Annotated in this window: 17 protein-coding genes; 13 read left to right on the forward strand and 4 right to left on the reverse strand. The window is 39.5% G+C overall.

All coding sequences use genetic code 11. The features are described 5' to 3' along the window. Positions 1-11 precede the first annotated feature (11 nt). Complete coding sequence (locus LQ201_RS12390) at positions 12-422, reverse strand: 6-carboxytetrahydropterin synthase (RefSeq protein WP_029274209.1); 411 nt, start codon at positions 420-422, stop codon at positions 12-14. A 105-nt stretch (positions 423-527) separates the two neighbouring features. Between LQ201_RS12390 and mqnB the strand changes: the two genes are divergently transcribed. Continuing rightward, positions 528-1151, forward strand: coding sequence for a futalosine hydrolase (mqnB, locus tag LQ201_RS12395; RefSeq protein WP_230142791.1), 624 nt, complete (start codon positions 528-530; stop codon positions 1149-1151). Between the two features lie 117 nt (positions 1152-1268). After that, the gene (locus tag LQ201_RS12400) at positions 1269-2117 is read left to right on the forward strand and encodes a menaquinone biosynthesis family protein (protein WP_230142794.1); all 849 of its coding nucleotides are present in this window, start codon (positions 1269-1271) and stop codon (positions 2115-2117) included. A 140-nt stretch (positions 2118-2257) separates the two neighbouring features. Here LQ201_RS12400 and LQ201_RS12405 read toward each other — a convergent pair whose 3' ends face one another. The 3 genes from LQ201_RS12405 to LQ201_RS12415 form a co-directional block, all read right to left on the reverse strand. Continuing rightward, positions 2258-2953: a response regulator transcription factor gene (locus LQ201_RS12405; RefSeq protein WP_029274212.1), complete on the reverse strand. Its 696-nt coding sequence runs from the start codon at positions 2951-2953 to the stop codon at positions 2258-2260. Between the two features lie 175 nt (positions 2954-3128). After that, on the reverse strand, positions 3129-4949 hold the full coding sequence (locus LQ201_RS12410) for a sensor histidine kinase KdpD (protein WP_230142795.1): 1821 nt from the start codon (positions 4947-4949) through the stop codon (positions 3129-3131). Between the two features lie 272 nt (positions 4950-5221). After that, complete coding sequence (locus LQ201_RS12415) at positions 5222-5587, reverse strand: DUF3127 domain-containing protein (RefSeq protein WP_230142796.1); 366 nt, start codon at positions 5585-5587, stop codon at positions 5222-5224. Positions 5588-5658: 71 nt separating this feature from the next. Here LQ201_RS12415 and LQ201_RS12420 point away from each other — a divergent pair, with 71 nt between their 5' ends. The 11 genes from LQ201_RS12420 (at position 5659) to LQ201_RS12470 (ending at position 21064) form a co-directional block, all read left to right on the forward strand. Next, positions 5659-6837, forward strand: coding sequence for a class I SAM-dependent RNA methyltransferase (locus LQ201_RS12420; RefSeq protein ID WP_057933303.1), 1179 nt, complete (start codon positions 5659-5661; stop codon positions 6835-6837). A 67-nt stretch (positions 6838-6904) separates the two neighbouring features. Continuing rightward, positions 6905-7399, forward strand: a complete 495-nt coding sequence (locus tag LQ201_RS12425; protein WP_057933225.1) for a hypothetical protein — start codon at positions 6905-6907, stop codon at positions 7397-7399. Positions 7400-7712: 313 nt separating this feature from the next. Further along, a complete protein-coding gene (locus LQ201_RS12430; RefSeq protein ID WP_029274217.1) occupies positions 7713-7994 on the forward strand; it encodes a helix-turn-helix domain-containing protein in 282 nt (93 codons plus the stop codon). A 73-nt stretch (positions 7995-8067) separates the two neighbouring features. After that, a complete protein-coding gene (locus LQ201_RS12435; protein ID WP_215124698.1) occupies positions 8068-8712 on the forward strand; it encodes an HD domain-containing protein in 645 nt (214 codons plus the stop codon). 82 nt (positions 8713-8794) lie between these two features. Next, positions 8795-9322, forward strand: coding sequence for a hypothetical protein (locus LQ201_RS12440; protein WP_230142798.1), 528 nt, complete (start codon positions 8795-8797; stop codon positions 9320-9322). 93 nt (positions 9323-9415) lie between these two features. Continuing rightward, on the forward strand, positions 9416-10672 hold the full coding sequence (locus LQ201_RS12445) for a putative DNA modification/repair radical SAM protein (RefSeq protein ID WP_230142799.1): 1257 nt from the start codon (positions 9416-9418) through the stop codon (positions 10670-10672). Between the two features lie 97 nt (positions 10673-10769). Continuing rightward, positions 10770-11534 (forward strand): TIGR03915 family putative DNA repair protein, encoded by a 765-nt coding sequence (locus tag LQ201_RS12450; RefSeq protein ID WP_230142800.1) that lies wholly within the window; start codon positions 10770-10772, stop codon positions 11532-11534. A 229-nt stretch (positions 11535-11763) separates the two neighbouring features. After that, a complete protein-coding gene (gene groES / locus LQ201_RS12455; protein ID WP_010599229.1) occupies positions 11764-12054 on the forward strand; it encodes a co-chaperone GroES in 291 nt (96 codons plus the stop codon). 131 nt (positions 12055-12185) lie between these two features. Next, entirely contained in the window at positions 12186-13823 is a 1638-nt protein-coding gene (gene groL / locus LQ201_RS12460) for a chaperonin GroEL (RefSeq protein WP_230143449.1), read from the forward strand. Between the two features lie 351 nt (positions 13824-14174). Beyond that, on the forward strand, positions 14175-20048 hold the full coding sequence (locus tag LQ201_RS12465) for a PKD domain-containing protein (RefSeq protein ID WP_230146642.1): 5874 nt from the start codon (positions 14175-14177) through the stop codon (positions 20046-20048). Further along, the gene (locus LQ201_RS12470; RefSeq protein WP_230142802.1) at positions 20045-21064 is read left to right on the forward strand and encodes a PorP/SprF family type IX secretion system membrane protein; all 1020 of its coding nucleotides are present in this window, start codon (positions 20045-20047) and stop codon (positions 21062-21064) included. The genes LQ201_RS12465 and LQ201_RS12470 overlap by 4 nt, the downstream gene beginning before the upstream one ends. The last annotated feature ends 12 nt before the right edge of the window (positions 21065-21076 follow it).

Genomic DNA, 21076 nt, shown 5'->3' on the forward strand with positions numbered 1-21076 from the left:
AATTCGGGTTTTTAACCAAAGTATTCAACAAAATTATTTTCGGTCTCGTATATTTTTACGCAATGTAAAACTGCACCGCTCTCTGCAATCGGCGCCCATAATTGTTTCCAGATTTCTATGGCCAGATTTTCTGTTGAGGCCAACTTGCCTTTCATAAAATCTACATCAAGATTCAAATTTTTATGGTCAACCTTATCTACCACATAGTCATTCATTACGTCTTTCAGCCATTTTAAATCAACAAGAAAACCGGTTTCTGGATTAACTTCGCCTTTAACTGTAACATATAACCAATAGTTATGGCCATGCCAATTGGGGTTGGCACATTTACCATAAACTTCATTGTTTTTATCATCATCCCAATCGGTACGGGCCAATTTGTGCGCCGCATTGAAGGATGCTTTTCTCGTTATGTAAATCATTACTATAAAATAAAATGCAAATATACGGATAAAGGTTTAAGCTTAAAGACTAAAGACCAAAGCTTACATAAAACTTAAATGAAAACAATCTGCTAACTTTACGTTATGAAAACTTTAGTTGTTGCTGCTACAAAAGCCGAACTCACCTTCTTTTATCAACATTTTAATTTGCCGGAGGGAGATTTTGTAGAGAGTAAAAATTTCGATCTGCTGATCACTGGCGTTGGAATGGTAGCAACAGCCTTTGCCCTGGGCAAACATCTTTCATCTAAATATAGTCTTGTGGTAAATTTCGGCATTGCTGGAAGCTTCGATCGGGATATAGCTTTAGGCACCGTATTAAATATTACCGAAGATACTTTTGCCGAACTGGGCGCCGAAAACGGAGACGAATTTTTAACCATAAGCGATTTAGGTTTTGGAGAGAACCATTACACCTCCAAAACACACAAAAGCGTTAACCTACCCGTAGCAAAAGGGATAACCATGAACTGTGTAACGGGGAGCGAAAAAAGCATTAAAAACCTGATTAAGAGGTTAAACCCAACTACCGAAAGTATGGAAGGTGCCGCGGTTTTCTATGCCAGTAAACAGTTAAATATAGATTGCTTACAGATTAGAAGTATATCTAATTATGTAGAACCAAGAAATAAAGACAATTGGAAAATTGGCTTAGCTATTAAAAATTTAAACGATTGGGCCATTGCTTTTGTTGGAGAAATGAACTGATTATGACTGATTAGTTTACCACAGTACTTAATTTTGATTTATGAACCCGACACCATTAAAATAGTTATTTTAATTGTCAAAGGCTCCATCTAACAACTGAAAACAAAAAATAAATAGATGAAACTTACACTTGGATTTTCTCCCTGCCCTAACGATACGTTTATTTTCGACGCACTAATTCACCATAAAATTGATACAGAAGGATTAGAATTTGAGGTTTCTTATGATGATGTAGAAACGTTAAATCAAAAGGCACTTAGGGGCGAATTAGATATTACCAAGTTAAGTTTCCATGCTTTTGCCTATGTTGCCAACCAGTATGCTTTACTCGACGCTGGGAGTGCCCTGGGTTTTGGTGTTGGACCGTTATTAATCAGTAAGAATCATTTCGATGGAGAAAATGACACTGATCTCCAAACGCCAGACTCCAAACTAAGGGTTGGAATACCAGGAAAATACACTACGGCTAATTTTTTGCTGGGAATTGCTTATCCTCATTTACAAAACAAACAGGAGCTTGTTTTTTCTGAAATTGAATCGGCTTTACTTAACGGGCAGATTGATTTAGGATTGATTATTCACGAAAACAGGTTTACCTATCAGGATAAAGGTTTAACCAAAATTGTTGATTTAGGCGATTACTGGGAAAAACTAACTGGTTGTGCCATCCCATTGGGCGGCATCGTAATCAATCGCAATTTAGATCGCGAGGTACAGTTAAAAGTGAACCGTTTAATCCGCCAGTCGGTAGAGTTTGCCTTCGCACATCCAAAATCGGGGATCGATTTTATCCGCCAGCATGCCCAGGCCATGGAAGAAAGCGTGATGTACAAACACATCGAATTATATGTGAATAAATACAGCATAAACCTTGGTGAAGAAGGCCGAAAAGCAGTTGATACTTTATTTAAACTTGCCCAGGAAAGAAATATTATTCCTGCTATTCAGGAGAATTTATATATCTAATTCATCGATCCGTCATCTCGGCCGTAGTGGAGAGATCTATAAAAGATTTCTCATTTCGCTGCACTCCAGTCGAAATGACGATAAATCGGCATCATGATAGATCCTGAAACAAGTTCAGGAGGACGATTGGTTTAATTAATCTAACTCACCAATAGTTTATAGCCTTTTCCGTGCACGTTAATAATTTCTACTGTCGGGTCTGCCCTGAGATACTTACGCAACTTGCTCAAAAACACATCCATACTCCGTCCGTTAAAGTAATTATCATCATGCCAGATACTTAACAATGCCTCTTCGCGCGTTAAAACGGTATTCTTTTTCAAGCACAATAAACGCAACAGTTCGGCCTCCTTGGTAGAAAGTTTTTGCTGGTGATCGTTATCGGTAATAATCTGGGTTGTATAATCGAAATGATATTGACCGATAGAAAACTGTGTTTCGGCAGCCTCATCGTTGTTATCTGTTTTATTGGCCACGCGCTTAAACATCGCATTAATGCGTAGTAAAAGCTCTTCTATACGGAAAGGTTTGGTAATATAATCATCACCACCTAAATCGTAAGCAGCAGATTTATCTTCCAGCATGGTTTTAGCCGTTGCAAAAATAATGGGTACCTGTGTGTTTACCTTCCTAATGTCTTTACCCAAGGTAAAGCCATCTTTTTTAGGCATCATCACATCCAGAATACATAAATCGAAGTTCTGCTTATTAAACGTTCTCAATCCATCCTCGCCATCGGTGCATAATACTACATCAAACTTGCCTTTAAGCTGCAAATAGTCTTGTAACAATAAACCTAAATTTGGGTCGTCTTCTACCAGAAGTATTTTTTTCATTTTCTTGTTTTTATTCACCTATGTAGCACTGGCCACACTGAAAGTTTGATTCTGAATATGCATAACGGTTTAATTTATGCTGTAGATTAAATTAATACTCCACTATTTTAGCTAAATTAAATCTGCTCATTTTAATGTATCGATAAAGCAAGCTTTTGTACCGATGTTTAACTGTTTATAAAGGTAAAGATATTTCGAACGTGGTTCCTCTATCTTTTTCGCTACTTACCTTAACGGTTCCATTCAATTTTTTTATTATATCCTGAACATAATTTAAACCTAAGCCAAAGCCTTTAACATCGTGTAAATTACCTGTTGGCACCCTATAAAACTGGTCGAAAATCCGTTTAGACTGCTCCTTGGTCATTCCAATGCCTTTATCTGCTATTTCGATAATTAAATTTTTACCTGTATTGCGGGTAGTAATGGTTATCTCTGGTGTATCGCTACTGTATTTATTTGCATTATCAATAAGATTATAAATTACATTCGACAGATGCAACTCATCGCCATATACAATGGCATTTTCTGCCTCGGTATGTACATTGATAATGGCATTCCTTTTCTGTAACTGCAATTCCATGCTATCCAGCACAATCACAATCAAATCGTTCACATCTACTTCGGTGTTCTCCATTTTAAGTTCACCTTTTTCTAAGCGGGCAATACTTAAAACACGTTCGATATGATTCCCTAAACGAACATTTTCATCATAAATAATCCCTGCCAGGCGTTTTAATCTGGCCTTATCTGCTGTCACCTCCGGATCTTTCAAAGCTTCACTCGCAATCATGATAGTAGCCACAGGGGTTTTAAACTCATGCGTCATGTTATTGATGAAATCTGTTTTCATCTCCGACAGTTTTTTCTGCTTTAAAATAGCGTAAAGGGTATAGGAGAAAATGAAAACAAGTACCAATAACAGGCCGATGGATGAGGCAAGTGTTGCACTTAGGTTAGAAATAATTGCCGAATTTTTATTCGGAAAACTGACGAAAAGCATCCCGGGATCGCGAAAGATATCGTTTCCAAACAAAGGTGTTTTGTAGGTGTTTTCGGGCAAAAACTCTCCTTTAACGTTAGATGCCGTCATATAAATGGTCGAATCTTTTCTCGCTAGCGAAATCCGGTAAGAAGGTTCTAGTGTAATATTATTGGCAAGGAGTTCTTGCTTTAATAAAACGCCTAACGAATTAAAATTGATGCGTTTATAGATTGGTACATTGGCTTCCTGCAATTCTTTAGATACATCCTCAACTACACTCGATCGGGTATATGAAAAAGTATCTTTGCCCAATGCTGCAATTTTAAGTTCTAATTTTTTCCGCTCAATCTCATCTTCGCGTTGAAATTTTTTCTGTAAATCGTTAGGGATCTTTGGAACATTTGCAAAACCGGGCGTGCCATCTCTGGGATCAAAAACCAAATACCTTAATGTATCGGGCAAACTTTGCAGGCTTTTAAATTCGAATGTTTTTGGTGGCGCCGTAAAAGGCTTGGAGCGCATGCTATAACCTTTTAAAATAAGGCTCTTAATATCAATAATCGCATCCATCTGCAAATCCAGCTTGTCGCCGTTCTTCGAACTCAACGAAGTATATTCCCTTTCAGAAATTACATTGGGCGCCCGATAAGATACGCGGATGATACTATCTTGTTGGTTCAGGTAACTTTCGATCTGATTTTCCCTCTCGGCTTGCCGCAGCTCTGCCTCTTGTACATATTGTTGCCGTAAATCCTTAATATCCAATGCCCGTTGCCTGGAGTCTTGTAACTGCTTCAGTTTATTTTCAGCATCTTTCCTGTTTAAGTGATCGGCAACATTTCTACGCTGTAGTTTATTTACTACCGATGTTAGCGTTTGGTTTACCTGCTCATCAAAAAGCTGAGATTTTAGTTTATACGATTCCCTGATGTAATACAGCTGCATTACAAAAACACCAAGCAAAGCCACCGTCATTAAAACGGTAATTAACCAAAAACTCTTTTTCTTCATGAACTAGATTGGTTTTAAAATTAAAAAAACCGGAGCATAATCTTCTTAAATCTAAACAGATATCAAAAATACTGATTAGCTAAGCGAAGTGTTTGTTTTTAACATATTTTAACAGCGCAGAGAAGACTTCTGAAGTTTTCGGAAACACGGGCCTAGTAAAATCGAAAGTCTAAGCGATGGAAGAACTTCGGATTCTGAGGTGGGCCAAAAAAAATGCCGAGACTAAAGCCTCGGCATGGTTCAAAATTGTTTGCTTAAAAAAGATTCTTTATTTAGAAAGGCAAATCATCATCTTCACCTGGTGCACTGCTTACATCAACCGGAGCTGCATAAGCTGGCGTAGCTGCTGGAGCACCTGCTGCAACTGCATTTATACGCCAAATAACCAAACTGTTAAAATATGATGTTTTACCTGCTTTATCTGTCCAAGGGCGACCCCGTAAATTAAAGAAAACCTCAACCTCATCGCCTGCTTTAAATGTATCTAATAATGCAGTTTTATCTTGTAAAGCCTCAAAACGGATATATTCTGGGTATGTTGGATTTTCTGCGTATTCTATTATTAAATCACGCTTTTTAAACGTTTCACTTACTTGTTGTGTGGCACCTACTTCGTGTACTTTTCCTTTAATTTCCATATCTAATACTACTTAATGTACTATAAACATCAAATCTCTATAATTTTATTGATAACTTCGCATATATTATGATGCAAGTTTTCCACAATAAAAGCAAGGTAATCATTACCTGCAACAAGCGCCTTTCGCCCTATTTACAAGATGAAGTTACGGCTTTAGGTTACACCATAGAAAGATCTTTCGCTACGGGTGTTGAGCTTAATATTACCCTTACAGAGTGTATAAAGCTCAATTTGAACTTGCGCTGTGCCAGTCAGATTCTATATGCCATAAAAAGTTTCAAAGCCATTACACCCGATGATTTATACAATGAAATTGCAGCCATTGAGTGGGAAGAACTGATCGATTTTTCGGGTTATTTCTCGGTAACCTCAAATGTTGATAACCCAAATATTACCACACCACTTTTCGCAAACTTAAAGGTAAAGGATGCAATTGTAGACCGCATGAAAGAGAAAAAGGGCATCCGCCCCAACTCTGGATCTGATGCAAATAAAACAGTAGTGCATTTATACTGGAAAGATGCAGATGCCGATGTTTTTATGGATACTTCAGGCGAAACCCTTGCTAAACACGGTTACCGTAAAATTCCCGGAAAAGCACCGATGTTAGAAGCCTTGGCTGCTGGTGTTATTTTAGCAACAAATTGGGATAAGAAATCGCCATTTATTAACCCAATGTGCGGTTCAGGAACATTAGCTATCGAAGCCGCGCTGATTGCGACCAACCGTGCCCCTGGATTATACCGCATGAATTATGGTTTTATGCACATCTTAGGTTATAATGAAGAAGATTTTTTCGCTGAGCGTAGAATTTTAAAAGATCAGGTAATTAAAAATGTTGATCTTAAAATCGTAGCTTCCGATCTTTCGGAAGATGCAGTTGAAGTAACCCGGAGAAATGCTAAAACTGCTGGTGTTGATACTTTAATCGAATTCGAAGTGTGCGATTTTGAGTTAACACCGGTTCCTGAAGATGGCAAAGGTGTTGTTGTTTTTAACCCTGAGTATGGTGAGCGTTTAGGTGTGCACAGCAAGTTAGAATTGACTTATAAACGTATGGGCGATTTTATGAAAACGAAATGCAAGGGCTATTCTGGATATATTTTCACAGGAAATCCTGATCTTGCAAAAAAAATTGGATTAAAAGCTGCTAAAAAAGTTGAATTTTATAATGGTAAATTAGACTGTCGTTTACTAGAGTATGAATTATATGATGGCTCTCGCAGAGCACCGTTAATTGAGGCCTAGTCTTTTTCATTGAAAATTAATATATTACGCTCTCTTACGTACCATAACGTAGAAAATTTTGAAGAATATGGAATTTGATGACATGGACCATATGCCCGAATGGGAGCATTTTAGCCGATTTGGCCGAGATGATGAGGATGAAGAAAATCTATCAAGTGTTGATGCAGAAAAGGTCAGACTAAAAGTGACCAGGGCTAAAAGCCTTTACAACCAGGCAAGAGCCGTATATAAATATGCCGCCCTGTTCTGCGAAACACTGGAAGGAGAGATGGCCGAAATGACCGCTAACTTAATTATGCAGAATGCCCTCATGTTATGCCCTAAAATTGTTGGGGCAGAAGGTGCAGATATGTATATTTTAAGAATGGAAAACGCCTCTATTATCCGAACCAATTGCCGTGAATTAGAAACCCAGGTGAGAGCAGCAGATATGTTCGAAATCTGCACTCCAGAATATAAAGACATTGTTTTAGACGAAATTGAAAAATTTCGTCTACTCTTCATCGAATGGGTTAAATATTTCGAAAAAGACGAATTTGAAGATGACTGGGGGCTATATTAAGCCTTAATAATTAATTTTTCTGCGTTTTCTTACCTCCCACCTTTTCTCTTGTTGATTTGAGCTGCATCACGCAATAATATTCTAAATGTATCATATCGCTCCTTCCACCTAAAGCACAACAATCAATACAAAAACCTGATTATCAATCAAAAACAGAACCCTTAAACATTTAGGTTATTTTTTTGTTGTAACAATTAGTTCATTAATCCGTTTCGCGTAATTCCCAATAGTACTAAAATTTATAATTTAAAATCTGTTGCGGTGAAAGTTTCGTACATAATGAAAAAACATTAAAAAAATTTATCCCTTTTTTATGGAAGATGTATTGGCTTTAAAAACAAAGAATGTTGCCGGCAATATTAGAAAAATTAGAGAATACAGAGACTATACTCAAGATTATCTGGCAGCGAAATTGAAAATATCTCAAAATGCCTATAGCAAAATTGAGCTCGGTTATAGTAAATTAACGATCGATCGTTTGTTCCAAATTGCAGCAATTTTGGAGGTTGAAGTATCTCATTTATTAACCCTTAACCACAATGATTTAATTAAAATTATTGCTGATGATGAGAACCGGACAGCAGCCGCGAGTTAATATCCATGCGCTGTTGATATCATTTCTTTTACCCTGCAAATAATTCCAATACCTTTGGAACAAATTTAGAACGATGCAGGCTACCATTCAAAAAACTATCGATTTTGTTCAGAAAACACTAGCCAATGCCGAGGCAGGGCACGATTGGTTTCATATTGAGCGTGTTTTTAAAACCGCTCAAACCATTAATCAACAAGAAAATGGCGACGAACTTGTAGTCGCCTTTGCCGCATTGTTGCATGATATTGCTGATCCTAAATTTAATAATGGTGATGAAGAACTGGGACCGAACATGGCTGCTTCATTCTTAGCATCGATAGCTGTTGATGCTGAGGTTATTGCCCATGTTAAACTGATTATCCAGAACATGTCGTTCAAAAATAGTTTTGATGGCACAGGTTTCACCTCAAAAGAAATGCAAATTGTACAGGATGCAGATCGTTTAGACGCCATAGGAGCCATTGGTATTGCAAGAGCATTTACCTATGGCGGATTCAAAAACAGGGTACTTTACGATCCGGCTATTTTACCCGAAGAACACCTCACTAAAGAAAGTTATAAAAATACCACTGCGCCTACCATTAACCATTTTTACGAAAAACTGCTGTTGTTGAAAGACATGATGAATACTGAAGCAGGGAAAGCAATAGCCATAGAAAGACACAATTTTATGCTTCTATACCTGGAGCACTTTTATAAAGAGTGGGATGGTAAATAATCAGCAATAAGCCATAAAAATACCTAATAGTAAGTATTCCGAAACCATGCATTTGGGCTTAACTTTACAAAAATTAATCCTCATGCATCCTTATAAACTAAAATACCATAAAAATAGTGTTTTGTTAATCGCGATGGTTGGCATTCCTGTGTTTTTCATTTCTTTAATGCTGTATTCTCTTTTTAGTTTACCTTCGTCGCTTTCCGAAACATCCACGTTGATATTTGTTTCGCTATCGATTATTTTAATGGCACTTCTTTTATTATGGATTACCAAAACACAGATTTTTGTACATAGTAAAATTTTAATCAGTGAAAAAGGTATAAGTTTTAAATTAAAAAGTACTTCTTTCTTATATCGGAGAACCGAGTTTTTTTCTGGATGGGAAAATGTAACCAGCGTAACCGAAATGTTCGATAACCACAATGGAGGTTACTTTTATCAAATTGAATTTAAAGACCCCGATTTCGTGGCCAACTTTAGTCCGCTTAAAAACCACGAAATAGAGGCCGACCGCTTCTTTTCAGAACTGCAATACTATCAGGAAAGTTATAATATTGCTCATCAACTCCCAATTAGCAGAAAGCTTAACCCTTCGAACAGTTTTTAATTAACATTATTATTCCAAAATAGAATAGGTTAGACAAATCTATTTGCTAATATTTTTAGTTATTAAACTATCTTTGTTAGCAAATATATCCCTATGTTCGACCGAATCCGTGAAAAATTAAATATTCTTGCTGACGCCGCTAAATATGATGTTTCTTGTTCATCAAGCGGCGGCACGAGAAAAAATACCAATAAAGGCCTTGGCGATAGTCATACATCCGGCATTTGCCATACATACACTGAAGATGGCCGATGTGTTTCGCTTTTAAAAATCCTCCTAACCAACCATTGTATCTACGATTGTTTATTCTGCGTTTCGCGGAAAAGCAACGATGTAAAACGTGCGGCCTTTACCGTAGATGAAGTGGTAGAACTGACCATGAATTTTTACCGCCGCAACTATATTGAAGGCCTGTTCTTAAGCTCAGGAATTTTCAAAAATGCCGATTTTACCATGGAACGGCTGTTGCTAGTGGTTAAAAAACTCCGTTTGGAACAGAACTACAACGGCTATATCCATTTAAAAACCATTCCGGGTGCCAGCGATGAACTGATTAAGGAAGCTGGCTTATATGCTGATCGGATGAGTATTAATTTAGAAATGCCAACTGAAGCCGGCTTGAAACTTTTGGCTCCCGAGAAAAACCACGGGGAAGTAATTAAACCTTTGGCTTTTGTGCAACAGCAAATCAGCCAGTTTACGGCCGATAAAAAACTGATCAAACATGTGCCAACGTTTGTACCTGCGGGACAAAGCACACAAATGGTTATTGGCGCCACACCAGAAAGCGACAAAGATATTATGTACACCGCGAATACCTTTTACAAAAACTTTTCTCTGAAAAGAGTTTATTATTCGGGTTATGTACCCATTAGCAACGACACTAGGATGCCTGTACTTGGTACACAGCCGCCATTGCTGAGAGAAAACAGGCTGTATCAAACCGATTGGTTAATGCGCTTTTATGGCTTTAAAGTGCAGGAAATTTTAAACGATGCCAACCCGAACCTTGATATTGATATCGATCCAAAATTGAGCTGGGCGATTAGAAATATGCAGCATTTCCCTGTGGATATTAATACGGCAGATTATAAAATGATTCTCCGGATACCGGGTATCGGCGTAATGTCGGCCCAAAAAATTGTGCAGGCCAGAAAGTTCGGAAAACTCAGGATTGACCAGTTGAAAAAAATCGGCGTAGCTTATAACCGGGCCAAACACTTTATTGTTTGCCTGGATAGCCCTTATCAGCTGAAAGATTATCAAGGCACACAGATTAAAGCTTTTATTTTGGCCGAAAGCCAGAGCAAATGTTTAAAAACAGATAGCAACCAGATGATTTTGTTTTAAAACCCTACGATCGTCATTCCCAACTTGATTGGGAATCTCAAAGCTACGGCATTAAGATTCCCGCCTTCGCGGGAATGACGGACTAAAATAAAACCCAATGACCTACATTTTCGATGGCACTTTTCAAGGTTTATTAACCGCTGTTTTCGAATGGTTTGAACGTAAGCCAGGAAAAGTTGTGCTAAAATCTATTTCAATTTTTCAACCCGAAGCTTTTGCAGAAAGTTTTACAGTTAGCACCAGTGCAGAAAAAGCAGATCGGGTTTGGGCAGGGCTGCAAAAGAATCTCAAAAAGGATTGGCAACGCAAATACTACTGCGCCTACTTATCAGAAATACCCGAGGCTTACAACCACCTCTTTCAGTTTACCGTATACATTTTTCAAAATCAAGTTGGTGCAGAGAGTAATTATGGCAATCCGCATGTAATTGCACTGGCTAAATATGCCAAAAGCGTAGAAAGGGAAAAACACAGAATGGAAGCATTTATCCGTTTTCAAAAAACTGGTGATGGGCTATTTTATGCCAATATAGATCCTGATTTTAATGTATTGCCTTTAATATCCAATCATTTTAAAAACCGTTATGCCGATCAGTCTTGGGTAATCTACGATTTAAAGCGCAAATATGGCCTACATTATAATTTAACAAGCGTTGAAGAAATTACGATCAGCTTTAGCAACGGTGCAGATAAGCAAAATCTTGCACCAGTTTTAATGGACGAGCGTGAGGGATTGTACGCTACCCTTTGGAAAGATTATTTTAAAAGTGCCAACATTGTAGCGCGGAAAAACACCAAACTACATTTGCAGCATGTACCTAAAAGGTATTGGAAATATTTAACGGAGAAAGTTCCAATTTAGCGAACAAGAGTTGACATCTCTAATAGTATACAGGTTAGTCAGTGGTCAACTCTGAATAAATCTGGCTAAAAAAATCAAAACTTACTGCCATGCTGACACCTACATTCTCAATTAGCGTAAAAAGTTTGACAGTTTGGTGAAAATTTGTCCCGCTAAACCTCTTGGCATAAAAAGTGTTAATTGTAAGCTTAGTTAAAAACTCAAATCAAAATAAAAAATAATAAAAGTTATGGCGTTAAACCTTAAACCAATTGCTGGCAGTTCGAACAGAGTAATAGTTGAACCGGCTGCGGCAGAAGAGAAAACTGCATCAGGTTTGTATATCCCTGATACTGCAAAAGAAAAACCATCTAAAGGAACTGTAGTTTCTGTTTCTGAAGAAGATGCTGAAGGTAAAAAAGCGAGTGTAAAAGTTGGCGATGTTGTAATTTATGGTAAATACGGTGGTACCGAATTTCCTTACGAAGGTAAAGATTACTTAATTATGCGCGAAACAGATATTTACGCTGTTGTTGGGTAATAATTTAGGATTGAATGACTGAATACCTCAAATGAGTGAATTCAGCATAAATCAACAAATAAAATAATAATGTTAGAATGAAAAAGCAGAAACTCAATCATTCTCTCATACAATCATTCAAAATTTAAAAAATAATGTCAAAACAAGTAAAATATAACGTAGAAGCTCGTGATGCCCTGAAAAGAGGTGTTGATATTCTTGCAAATGCAGTAAAAGTAACTTTAGGTCCAAAAGGACGTAACGTAATTATCGATAAAAAATTCGGTTCACCAGCAATCACCAAAGATGGTGTTACAGTTGCAAAAGAAATCGAATTGAAAGATGCCGTTGAGAACATGGGTGCTCAAATGGTTAAAGAAGTAGCTTCAAAAACAGCTGATATTGCTGGTGATGGTACTACTACTGCAACTGTATTGGCTCAGGCAATTATTACTACAGGTATTAAAAACGTTGCTGCTGGTGCAAACCCAATGGATTTAAAACGTGGTATTGACAAAGCGGTTGCTGCTGTTGTAGAAAACTTAAAAGCGCAATCACAAACTGTAGGCGAAGACAACAACAAAATTAAACAAGTTGCGTCTATTTCAGCTAATAACGATGAAGTAATTGGTGCTTTAATTGCTGAGGCAATGGGTAAAGTTGGTAAAGACGGTGTAATTACCGTTGAAGAAGCCAAAGGTACTGAAACGGAAGTTAAAACGGTTGAAGGTATGCAATTTGACAGGGGTTATTTATCTCCATACTTTGTTACCAATGCAGATAAAATGGAAGCTGAATTAGATAATCCTTACATTTTAATCTACGACAAAAAAATCAGTAACATGAAAGAATTGTTACCGGTTTTAGAAAAAACTGTTCAAACTGGCAAACCATTGGTTATCATTTCTGAAGATTTAGATGGAGAAGCTTTAGCAACATTGGTCGTTAACAAAATCCGTGGTTCGTTAAAAGTTGTTGCTGTTAAAGCTCCAGGTTTTGGTGATAGAAGAAAAGCAATGTTAGAAGACATCGCGATCTTAACCGGTGGTATTGTGGTATCAGAAGAAAGAGGTTACAAATTAGAAAATGCTGATTTAACTTATTTAGGTTCTGCTGAGAAAGTTGTTGTTGATAAAGACAATACAACGGTAATTAACGGTGCTGGTAACTCAGACGATATTAAATCGCGTGTTAGCCAAATTAAATCTCAGATCGAAACGACTACATCTGATTACGATAAAGAAAAATTACAAGAGCGTTTGGCTAAATTAGCTGGCGGTGTTGCCGTTCTTTACGTAGGTGCAGCCAGTGAGGTTGAAATGAAAGAGAAAAAAGACCGTGTTGATGATGCTTTACATGCAACCCGTGCGGCTGTAGAAGAAGGTATTGTTGCTGGTGGTGGTGTTGCTTTTATCCGTGCAGTTGAAGCTTTAGCTAACCTAAAAGGCGCTAACGAAGATGAAAACACTGGTATCCAGATCATCCGTCGTGCTATCGAAGAGCCATTACGTCAGATTTGCGAAAACGCAGGTATTGAAGGTTCTATCGTAGTTCAAAAAGTTAAAGAAGGTAAAGCTGATTTCGGTTATAATGCACGTACTGATGTTTACGAAAACTTAATTGGTGCCGGTGTTATCGATCCAACTAAAGTAAGCCGTGTAGCGTTAGAAAATGCAGCGTCTATTGCAGCGATGTTATTAACTACCGAAGTTGTTTTAGCAGACGAACCTGAAGAAGGTGGTGCTCCAATGCCTCCAATGGGCGGCGGTGGTATGGGTGGTATGATGTAATACCATTCTATAGCGAAACTATTTCGTGTAAAAATACACCCTCAAGGTATAAGGCCTTGGGGGTTTTTTTATGCCTTATTACAGCAAAAACGAAGCTTTACCAAAGCTATAACCCATTCATTTAGTTGATGTTGGTGTAAAATTTTGTTACTGTAATGCAAAAATTACGTTCTTTGCAACGAATATTTATTGACGCGTCTTAGGTCGAATGCTCATCTCTGAGATTGGATTAAAGCAAGTTTAACAACAACGCTTCCAGAACGCAATAAAATCATTCCCTAGTGTTAGAGATTTATGAAGATTCGTTGTAAAAGGAAATGGCTTTCTTTTGTCCTGTTTTTTGGGGCATTTTTGTTCACGTCAAATGTTTTCGCCCAAATTACCATAGGCACAGTCGATGCAGGCCCCTTTACCCCAGGTAGTACCATTGCGGTTCCTTTTAATATTAGCGCAGGCTGTGCGGCTCAAGGAAACCAATTTCAGTTGTATCTTTCTGATCAGAATGGAAATTTTGGCGCCGAAACACTTATTGGCAGTTACACAGGCTTCTATAGTACTTATATAAATGGTAAACTTCCTGTAACTCTTACTCCTGGTACAGGTTATCAGGTTAGGATAAAATCAACCGCTCCTGCATTCACAAGCACACCATCAACAGCTTTTGAAGTAAAGGCGGGGCCACCAGTTGAGGCTAAATTAACATCAACATTATTAAATGCGACAAACGATGAAACTTTTGGTACCTGCACCAGTAAGGCCAATAATTCTTTCTTCCTTACTAATGCATCTACAGCAAACAGTACGGTTACCGCGAGCATAACCGATGAAGTAAATGGCGGGGGGCCAACTTTAATCAATTTCCCTACTGCAATACAACCTTTTACCGCTCAACAGACACATTATACCATTTATACTAAAGCCGTGATGCCAGATGGTACTGTGGCGACCAAGGCCTATTTACTGATCAATAATAAAGCCATAACAGCTTTTGCCAATTCGGGTAATACAGTAGTTTGTTTGCCTTTAGGCACCCTAACATTTAGCGTAGATATAAGTTCTAGCGCAGGTATTCAAAACAATTTTCCGGGAGATATTTATACGATTACCTGGGGCGACCAAACCACCTCCACCTATACCCTTTGCGAGATTGTTGCCAATGGCGGTAAGGTTACCCATGCATACACCAGATCATCTTGCGGAAGTGTTTCTACCTCAAGTGCAGGCACAATTTACAATGCTTTTGATGTATCCATTAATGTATCGAATGCTTTCTGTACCACAATGGGCACACCCGTTTCCTCTTCGGCAAAAGTGGTGGTAAAACCGGTAAATTCGTTTGCTTTCAATACGCCGGGCTGCACCAATGCCAACATCACGTTTGTTAATACATCTGTTTTGGGCGAAAACCCAAACACCAATACAGCAGCCTGTACACCAAATAATGTAACCTATAACTGGTATGTTGATGGTGTGATTAAAGAGGTTGACAAGCCCAAATCATACAATTTTGTATACAAGTTTCCAACTCATGGAGAGTATACTATCCGGTTAGAATCTAAAAATATTACAGGCGAGTGCGATGCCGATCCGGTAGAAATGAAAATCTGTATCCAAGATCCGCCGAAGCCTGATTTTAGTCTTCCCTCAACGACCATCTGCTCCGGAACAACTTTAAAAGCTACAGACCTTTCTGTTTTAGATAATACCTGCAATGCAGCCAATAACTATTCATGGTCAGTTAGCCCAGCGGTGGGCTTTGTTGGTGGTACAAATGCAGCAAGCAAAGAACCGGAGTTCAATTTTACCAGTCCTGGCACCTATACCATTACTTTAAGCATCAGCACGCCATCATGCGGCGTAATTATCAGCCTCCCACAAACTGTTGTGGTTAATGTGGGGCCTGTAGCTACTCTATCGCCTGATATTACCCTATGCAACCTGGCTACTTACGATTTTAACAATACTACAACAGGGCCAACCCGAACATTAATTACAGGTACCACAAAAGATTTACCCGATAGTTATACCTGGACTGTTACCCCTGCCGGATCGGGCACCTATAGCTTTACTGGGGGCACAACCTCCAATTCTAAATATCCATCGATAAAATTCGATAGTTACGACACTTATACCGTAACTGTTGTGCACAAAAATAATTGCGGCACCGCAACCGATACCCAAATTCTAACCTTCAGTACAGCACCAGTGATTAGTGCAGGGCCAGATCAAAATATCTGTTTTAACGACCCCAGTTTTACACTTAGCGGAACTATAACTGGCGCGACCACTACGCAAACCTGGATTGGCGGATTAGGAACATTTACACCCAGCAGAAACGATTTAAATGCAACATACACGCCAACCGCAGCCGAAAAAACAGCGGGCACGGTTACTTTGAGGTTAAGGATTACCACCGCACTCGCCGCCCCCTGCAACCAGATTGACGACGATATTATTCTAAAAATAAAACCCAATATCAGTTTAATCAGTGCAGCAGCTAAAACCATCTGCACAGGCAATAGCGTTGCATACACCCCAACTTCTGCAGTAGCAGGTGTAACTTATACCTGGACGGCGACTGGAACTGCAACTGGTTATACCACCAACGGAAGCGGCCCCATTAACGATATCCTAACCAATACTGATCTTAATGCCGACGCAAGCGTAACTTATATCATCACTCCCCATTTTGATGGCTGCGATGGAACCCCATTTAATTTAGTGGTTACTGTTAAACCTAACCCTATTGTAACACCAACTGCAGCCAATGCGACCATCTGTAATGCCACCTCATCGGCCATAACCTTATCAACAAACCTAACAGGTGTAAACTATACTTATACCAGTGTGATAACCGGAGCAATAACCGGAAATAGCAATAGAGCAGTAGCATCGGCAGGAACACAGATCAACGATATTTTAACCAATTCTGGTACCACCGCAGGTACAGTAACCTACACCATTACACCTGTATCTACAAATGGTTGCCCAGGTACACCAGCCAGCATTACCATTACGGTTTTGCCAAGCGCAACACTGCCAAATGCCGGCCCGGATGAAGCGATCTGCAACGCCAGCACTTATACCCTAAAAGGAAATACACCAACAGTTGGCACAGGCAAATGGACAATCGTTGCTGCACCAACAGCCGTAACTTTTGCAGATGACACAAAGGGCAATACAACAATTAGCGGTTTACAGGCCGGAAATACTTATACTTTTAGATGGACAATAAGTGACACCAACTGTTCTACATCCAGTGATGATGTTCAGGTTACCATTAACCCGCTCAGTATTGGGGGCACAACCACTGGCGACGTAAACGTATGTGCGGGTGCAAATAGCGGAAACATCAATTTAACAGGACAGGTTGGAAATATTATCCGCTGGGAAAGATCTATTGATAACGGGGTTAACTGGTCTACCTTAACCTCAACAGCAAATCCCTATGTGTTTTCTAACCTCACCATAAGCACACAGTACCGTGCAATAGTACAAAGTGGTAGCTGTGCAGAAGCCATATCAGCCTCAACTACCATCACAGTAAATCCGGGTACCGTTGCAGCAAATGCAGGCGCAGATCAAAACTTATGCAGTGGAAATGGCATTACCTTAAATGGCAACAACCCTTCGCCTAACAGCGGTGCGTGGACTTTAATATCAGCACAAACCGGCATTACCATAACCGACCCTACACTGTACAACACCACGGTTACTGGTTTGGTACCAGGGCAAACTTATGCCTTCAGGTGGACCATTTCTGGTTTTAACGGCTGCCCTCCATCTGTAGATGATGTAACGGTTACTTATTACTCACCTGTTACCAATAATATTAGTGCATCATTAGCACCAGTTTGCGCAGGCCAAAGCATCGCTATTACAGGCGATACGCCTACTGGCGGAACGGGAACATTTGCCTACCAATGGCAGAGCAGCGCCGACGGAAATACCTGGAGCAATGTACCTTCGGCCATCAGTAAAGACTTAAGCCTAATTGTAAGCGCTTCAACCTATTTCAGAAGATTAGTGAACAGCACCATCTGTACTTCAATTAGTAATTCGTTACAGATTACTGTTTTACTAGGCCTAACCAACAATACCATTTCTGCCGATCAAAACATTTGTATCGGCACGGCTGCAGCAGCTTTAATAGGTACTACGCCGAGCGGTGGTAGCGGAACTTACGTGTACCAATGGCAATCGAGCTTAAATGGAACAGCCTGGAGCGATGTATTGGGTGCAAACAGTCTAAGCTTTACACCTCCAACACCAACCGTAAGCATTTACTACCGTCGATTGGTAGCTAGCGGTGCTTGCAGCAACAATTTAAGCAACCAGATTAAGATAACAGTTAATCCACATGCTAAGGCAGAATTAGTCTTTAATACAGATAAAGGTTGTTCACCCTTTGTTTTAACGCCAACCAATATATCGGCCACGCCTTATACAGACCGCAACAATACTTACACCTGGTTTGCTAATGGCGTACAGATTGGTACAGGAATTACCTTTCCTGGCTATACCATTGCAACAGATAACGAAAGTGTTATTATCAAATTGGTCGTAACTAGCGGCCTTGGCTGTAATAACGATGAAACCAGTCATACTTTTAGCACAATACAAAATGTAACCGCCGCCTATACACAAAATGCAACATCTGACTGCGGACCTTTAAACGTTGTTTTTAGCAATACTTCCAATTCACTAACAGCAGCTACCTTTAACTGGGATTTCGGAAACGGCGCTACTTCAAATTTGGCTCAACCGCCAGCGGTTACCTACCAGCCAGACCCAACAGGAAAGGATCTTACTTATAACGTTACTTTAAAGGCAACTACCGCTTGTGGCACCACCACGCAAACCTCAACCGTATTAGTAAAAGCAAAACCGGTTTCTGTTTTTTCTCCTGATAAAACAACAGGCTGCTCCCCTCTGCCTGTTACCTTTAGCAATACTTCCCCTGGAAATTATACCAGCTATACCTACGATTTTGGTGATGGTTCCGCACCTTTAACTGTTACCGATAAAAATAGCGTAAGCCATACCTATACCACTTTGGCCGTGAGAGATTATGTTGTAAAAATGACCGCAACCAATGAATGTGGAAGCAATGAATCTCAATATTCTATCCGCGTTTCGCCTAATGACATTACGCCAGAATTGGTCGTAAACAGCAACCAACTTAAAGGTTGTGCACCTTTAAAAGTCGATTTCTTTAACAATACCAAAGGTGCCGGCACTTTTGTTTACGATTTTGGCGATGGAAGCACTACGGTTACCCATACTGCACCCGAAACTATATCGCATACATTTACCCAACCCGGGAAATATACCATTACTTTATACGCATCAAACAACTGTTCTAATGCCTCAACAACCGAAACTGTTGAAGTTTTGCTGCAACCTTCTGTGAGTTTCACATCAGATAAGACAAGTGGCTGTGAGGGTGTTACCGTAAAGTTTAAAAACACCAGTACAGGTGCTATTGGTTATGTTTGGGATTTTGGAGATGGTTCTCCAATATCCAACGCTATAGAGCCTACGCATACTTTTAATGGCCCGGGGAAAAATTATACCGTTACCTTAACAGCAACCAATGCACTAGGCTGTACAAACAGCACTACCATAGCCGATTTAATCCATGTTGTCGCCCTACCCGTAGCAACTTTTACCGTTATTCCAGGCAATGAAGTATCCATTCCCAATTATTCATTTGCCTTTAAGGATATCAGTACCGATGCCGTAAGCTGGGAATGGACTTTTGGTGATGGATCGGGATCAACCCTGCAAAACCCAAACCATACCTATGCCAATGAAGGCACTTATAATGTAACCCTGAAAGTACTGAACAAAGAAGGCTGCTCTTCCACTACTTTCCAATCAGTGCGGATTATTGGTGTACCGGGTTACTTAAATATCCCCAATTCATTTATGCCCGCAAGTGCGAAAAACGAAATTAAAATCTTTAAAGCAAAAGGCCGCGGCATAAAAGAGTGGCAAATGTCAGTTTTTAATAAATGGGGGCAGTTACTTTGGGAAACGACCAAATTGGATGATGGCGCCCCGCTAGAGGGCTGGGACGGCACTTATAAAGGACAGGAACAACCGCAAGGTGTTTATTACTGGAAAGTAGATATAAAATTTATTAATGGCAGCGATTGGAAAGGGATGACTTACGATTCATCTCCTCCAAAGAAAACGGGTGTAATATATTTAATAAGATGATGAGGAGAGGGATAATATTATTTGTGTTTTGGTTGCTGCCGATGGTTTCGTTGGCGCAGGACCACATTTATTCGCAGTTTTACAATGCGCCGATTTATTTAAATCCGGCTTTAACAGGTCAGTTTGAGGGCGACATCAGGTTTAATGCCTTATACCGCAACCAATGGACGGGGTTAGCAAGTGATTTTTCGTACATGAGTGCTTCTGGTGACCTCAATCTACGGAGATTAAACAGCGGCATTGGTCTAATTTTTAACCGCAGCAGCGAGGGTACTGCTTACCTGGTAAAGAACAATATTGCCCTAAGCTATTCTTATATCATCGGTGGAGACGATTTTGCCTTGTCATTTGGCTTGCAGGGAGGCATTACCAACCAAAAGCTAAACTGGGATAAACTTGTTTTTGGCGACCAGATCGATATCAATACAGGGTATATTCCCGGTAGTATTTCTGGCGCCGAAAGACCAAGTGTAGACAGTCGGTATTATTTCGATTCCAATGCAGGCGCCAACCTGGTGGTGGGGAAATTCATGATGGGGTTAGCAGTGCATCACCTTAACCGTCCGGATGAATCCTTATCAGGTTTTCAAGCCAAATTGCCGATGCGTATCTCAGGCAATTTAAGCTACAAGTTAACCTTGGTACCAGATGAGTACGATCGCGATGGAAGTTACCTCATCCCATCTATTGTTGCCTACAAACAGGGCAACGTAAAATCGTTCAGTGTGGGCATGCAATATAAATATGCGGGCATAAACGCAGGCATATGGTACCGCAATGATGGCAATTCGAATGGAAATGATGCGATTGTTTTTTCTGTAATCTTCGATATTTTTAACCGCAGAACGAACGGCGAAAAATTCAGGTTAGGCATCAGTCATGATGCTACAACTTCTAAAATCAATTACAGCAACACTGGCGGAACATCCGAAATTGGTGTGGGTTATGAAAAATATTTTCCAAATAGTTCGAATGGTGGCAGGGCAAATGGCCTAAGATGTTACGATTTTTATTAATTTGCCTTTGAT

This window comes from Pedobacter sp. Bi126 (genome assembly GCF_918698245.1).
Classification (GTDB): Bacteria; Bacteroidota; Bacteroidia; order Sphingobacteriales; family Sphingobacteriaceae; genus Pedobacter.

What these genes read in the sequence shown, in the direction of transcription:
- LQ201_RS12470 (WP_230142802.1), top strand. Translation starts at nt 20,045, where the DNA reads ATGATGAGGAGAGGGATAATATTATTTGTGTTTTGGTTGCTGCCGATG.
- mqnB (WP_230142791.1), top strand. Translation starts at nt 528, where the DNA reads ATGAAAACTTTAGTTGTTGCTGCTACAAAAGCCGAACTCACCTTCTTT.
- LQ201_RS12390 (WP_029274209.1), bottom strand. Translation starts at nt 422, where the DNA reads ATGATTTACATAACGAGAAAAGCATCCTTCAATGCGGCGCACAAATTG.
- LQ201_RS12420 (WP_057933303.1), top strand. Translation starts at nt 5,659, where the DNA reads ATGCAAGTTTTCCACAATAAAAGCAAGGTAATCATTACCTGCAACAAG.
- LQ201_RS12405 (WP_029274212.1), bottom strand. Translation starts at nt 2,953, where the DNA reads ATGAAAAAAATACTTCTGGTAGAAGACGACCCAAATTTAGGTTTATTG.
- LQ201_RS12425 (WP_057933225.1), top strand. Translation starts at nt 6,905, where the DNA reads ATGGAATTTGATGACATGGACCATATGCCCGAATGGGAGCATTTTAGC.
- LQ201_RS12435 (WP_215124698.1), top strand. Translation starts at nt 8,068, where the DNA reads ATGCAGGCTACCATTCAAAAAACTATCGATTTTGTTCAGAAAACACTA.
- LQ201_RS12410 (WP_230142795.1), bottom strand. Translation starts at nt 4,949, where the DNA reads ATGAAGAAAAAGAGTTTTTGGTTAATTACCGTTTTAATGACGGTGGCT.
- LQ201_RS12430 (WP_029274217.1), top strand. Translation starts at nt 7,713, where the DNA reads ATGGAAGATGTATTGGCTTTAAAAACAAAGAATGTTGCCGGCAATATT.
- LQ201_RS12400 (WP_230142794.1), top strand. Translation starts at nt 1,269, where the DNA reads ATGAAACTTACACTTGGATTTTCTCCCTGCCCTAACGATACGTTTATT.
- LQ201_RS12450 (WP_230142800.1), top strand. Translation starts at nt 10,770, where the DNA reads ATGACCTACATTTTCGATGGCACTTTTCAAGGTTTATTAACCGCTGTT.
- LQ201_RS12415 (WP_230142796.1), bottom strand. Translation starts at nt 5,587, where the DNA reads ATGGAAATTAAAGGAAAAGTACACGAAGTAGGTGCCACACAACAAGTA.
- LQ201_RS12440 (WP_230142798.1), top strand. Translation starts at nt 8,795, where the DNA reads ATGCATCCTTATAAACTAAAATACCATAAAAATAGTGTTTTGTTAATC.
- LQ201_RS12445 (WP_230142799.1), top strand. Translation starts at nt 9,416, where the DNA reads ATGTTCGACCGAATCCGTGAAAAATTAAATATTCTTGCTGACGCCGCT.
- groES (WP_010599229.1), top strand. Translation starts at nt 11,764, where the DNA reads ATGGCGTTAAACCTTAAACCAATTGCTGGCAGTTCGAACAGAGTAATA.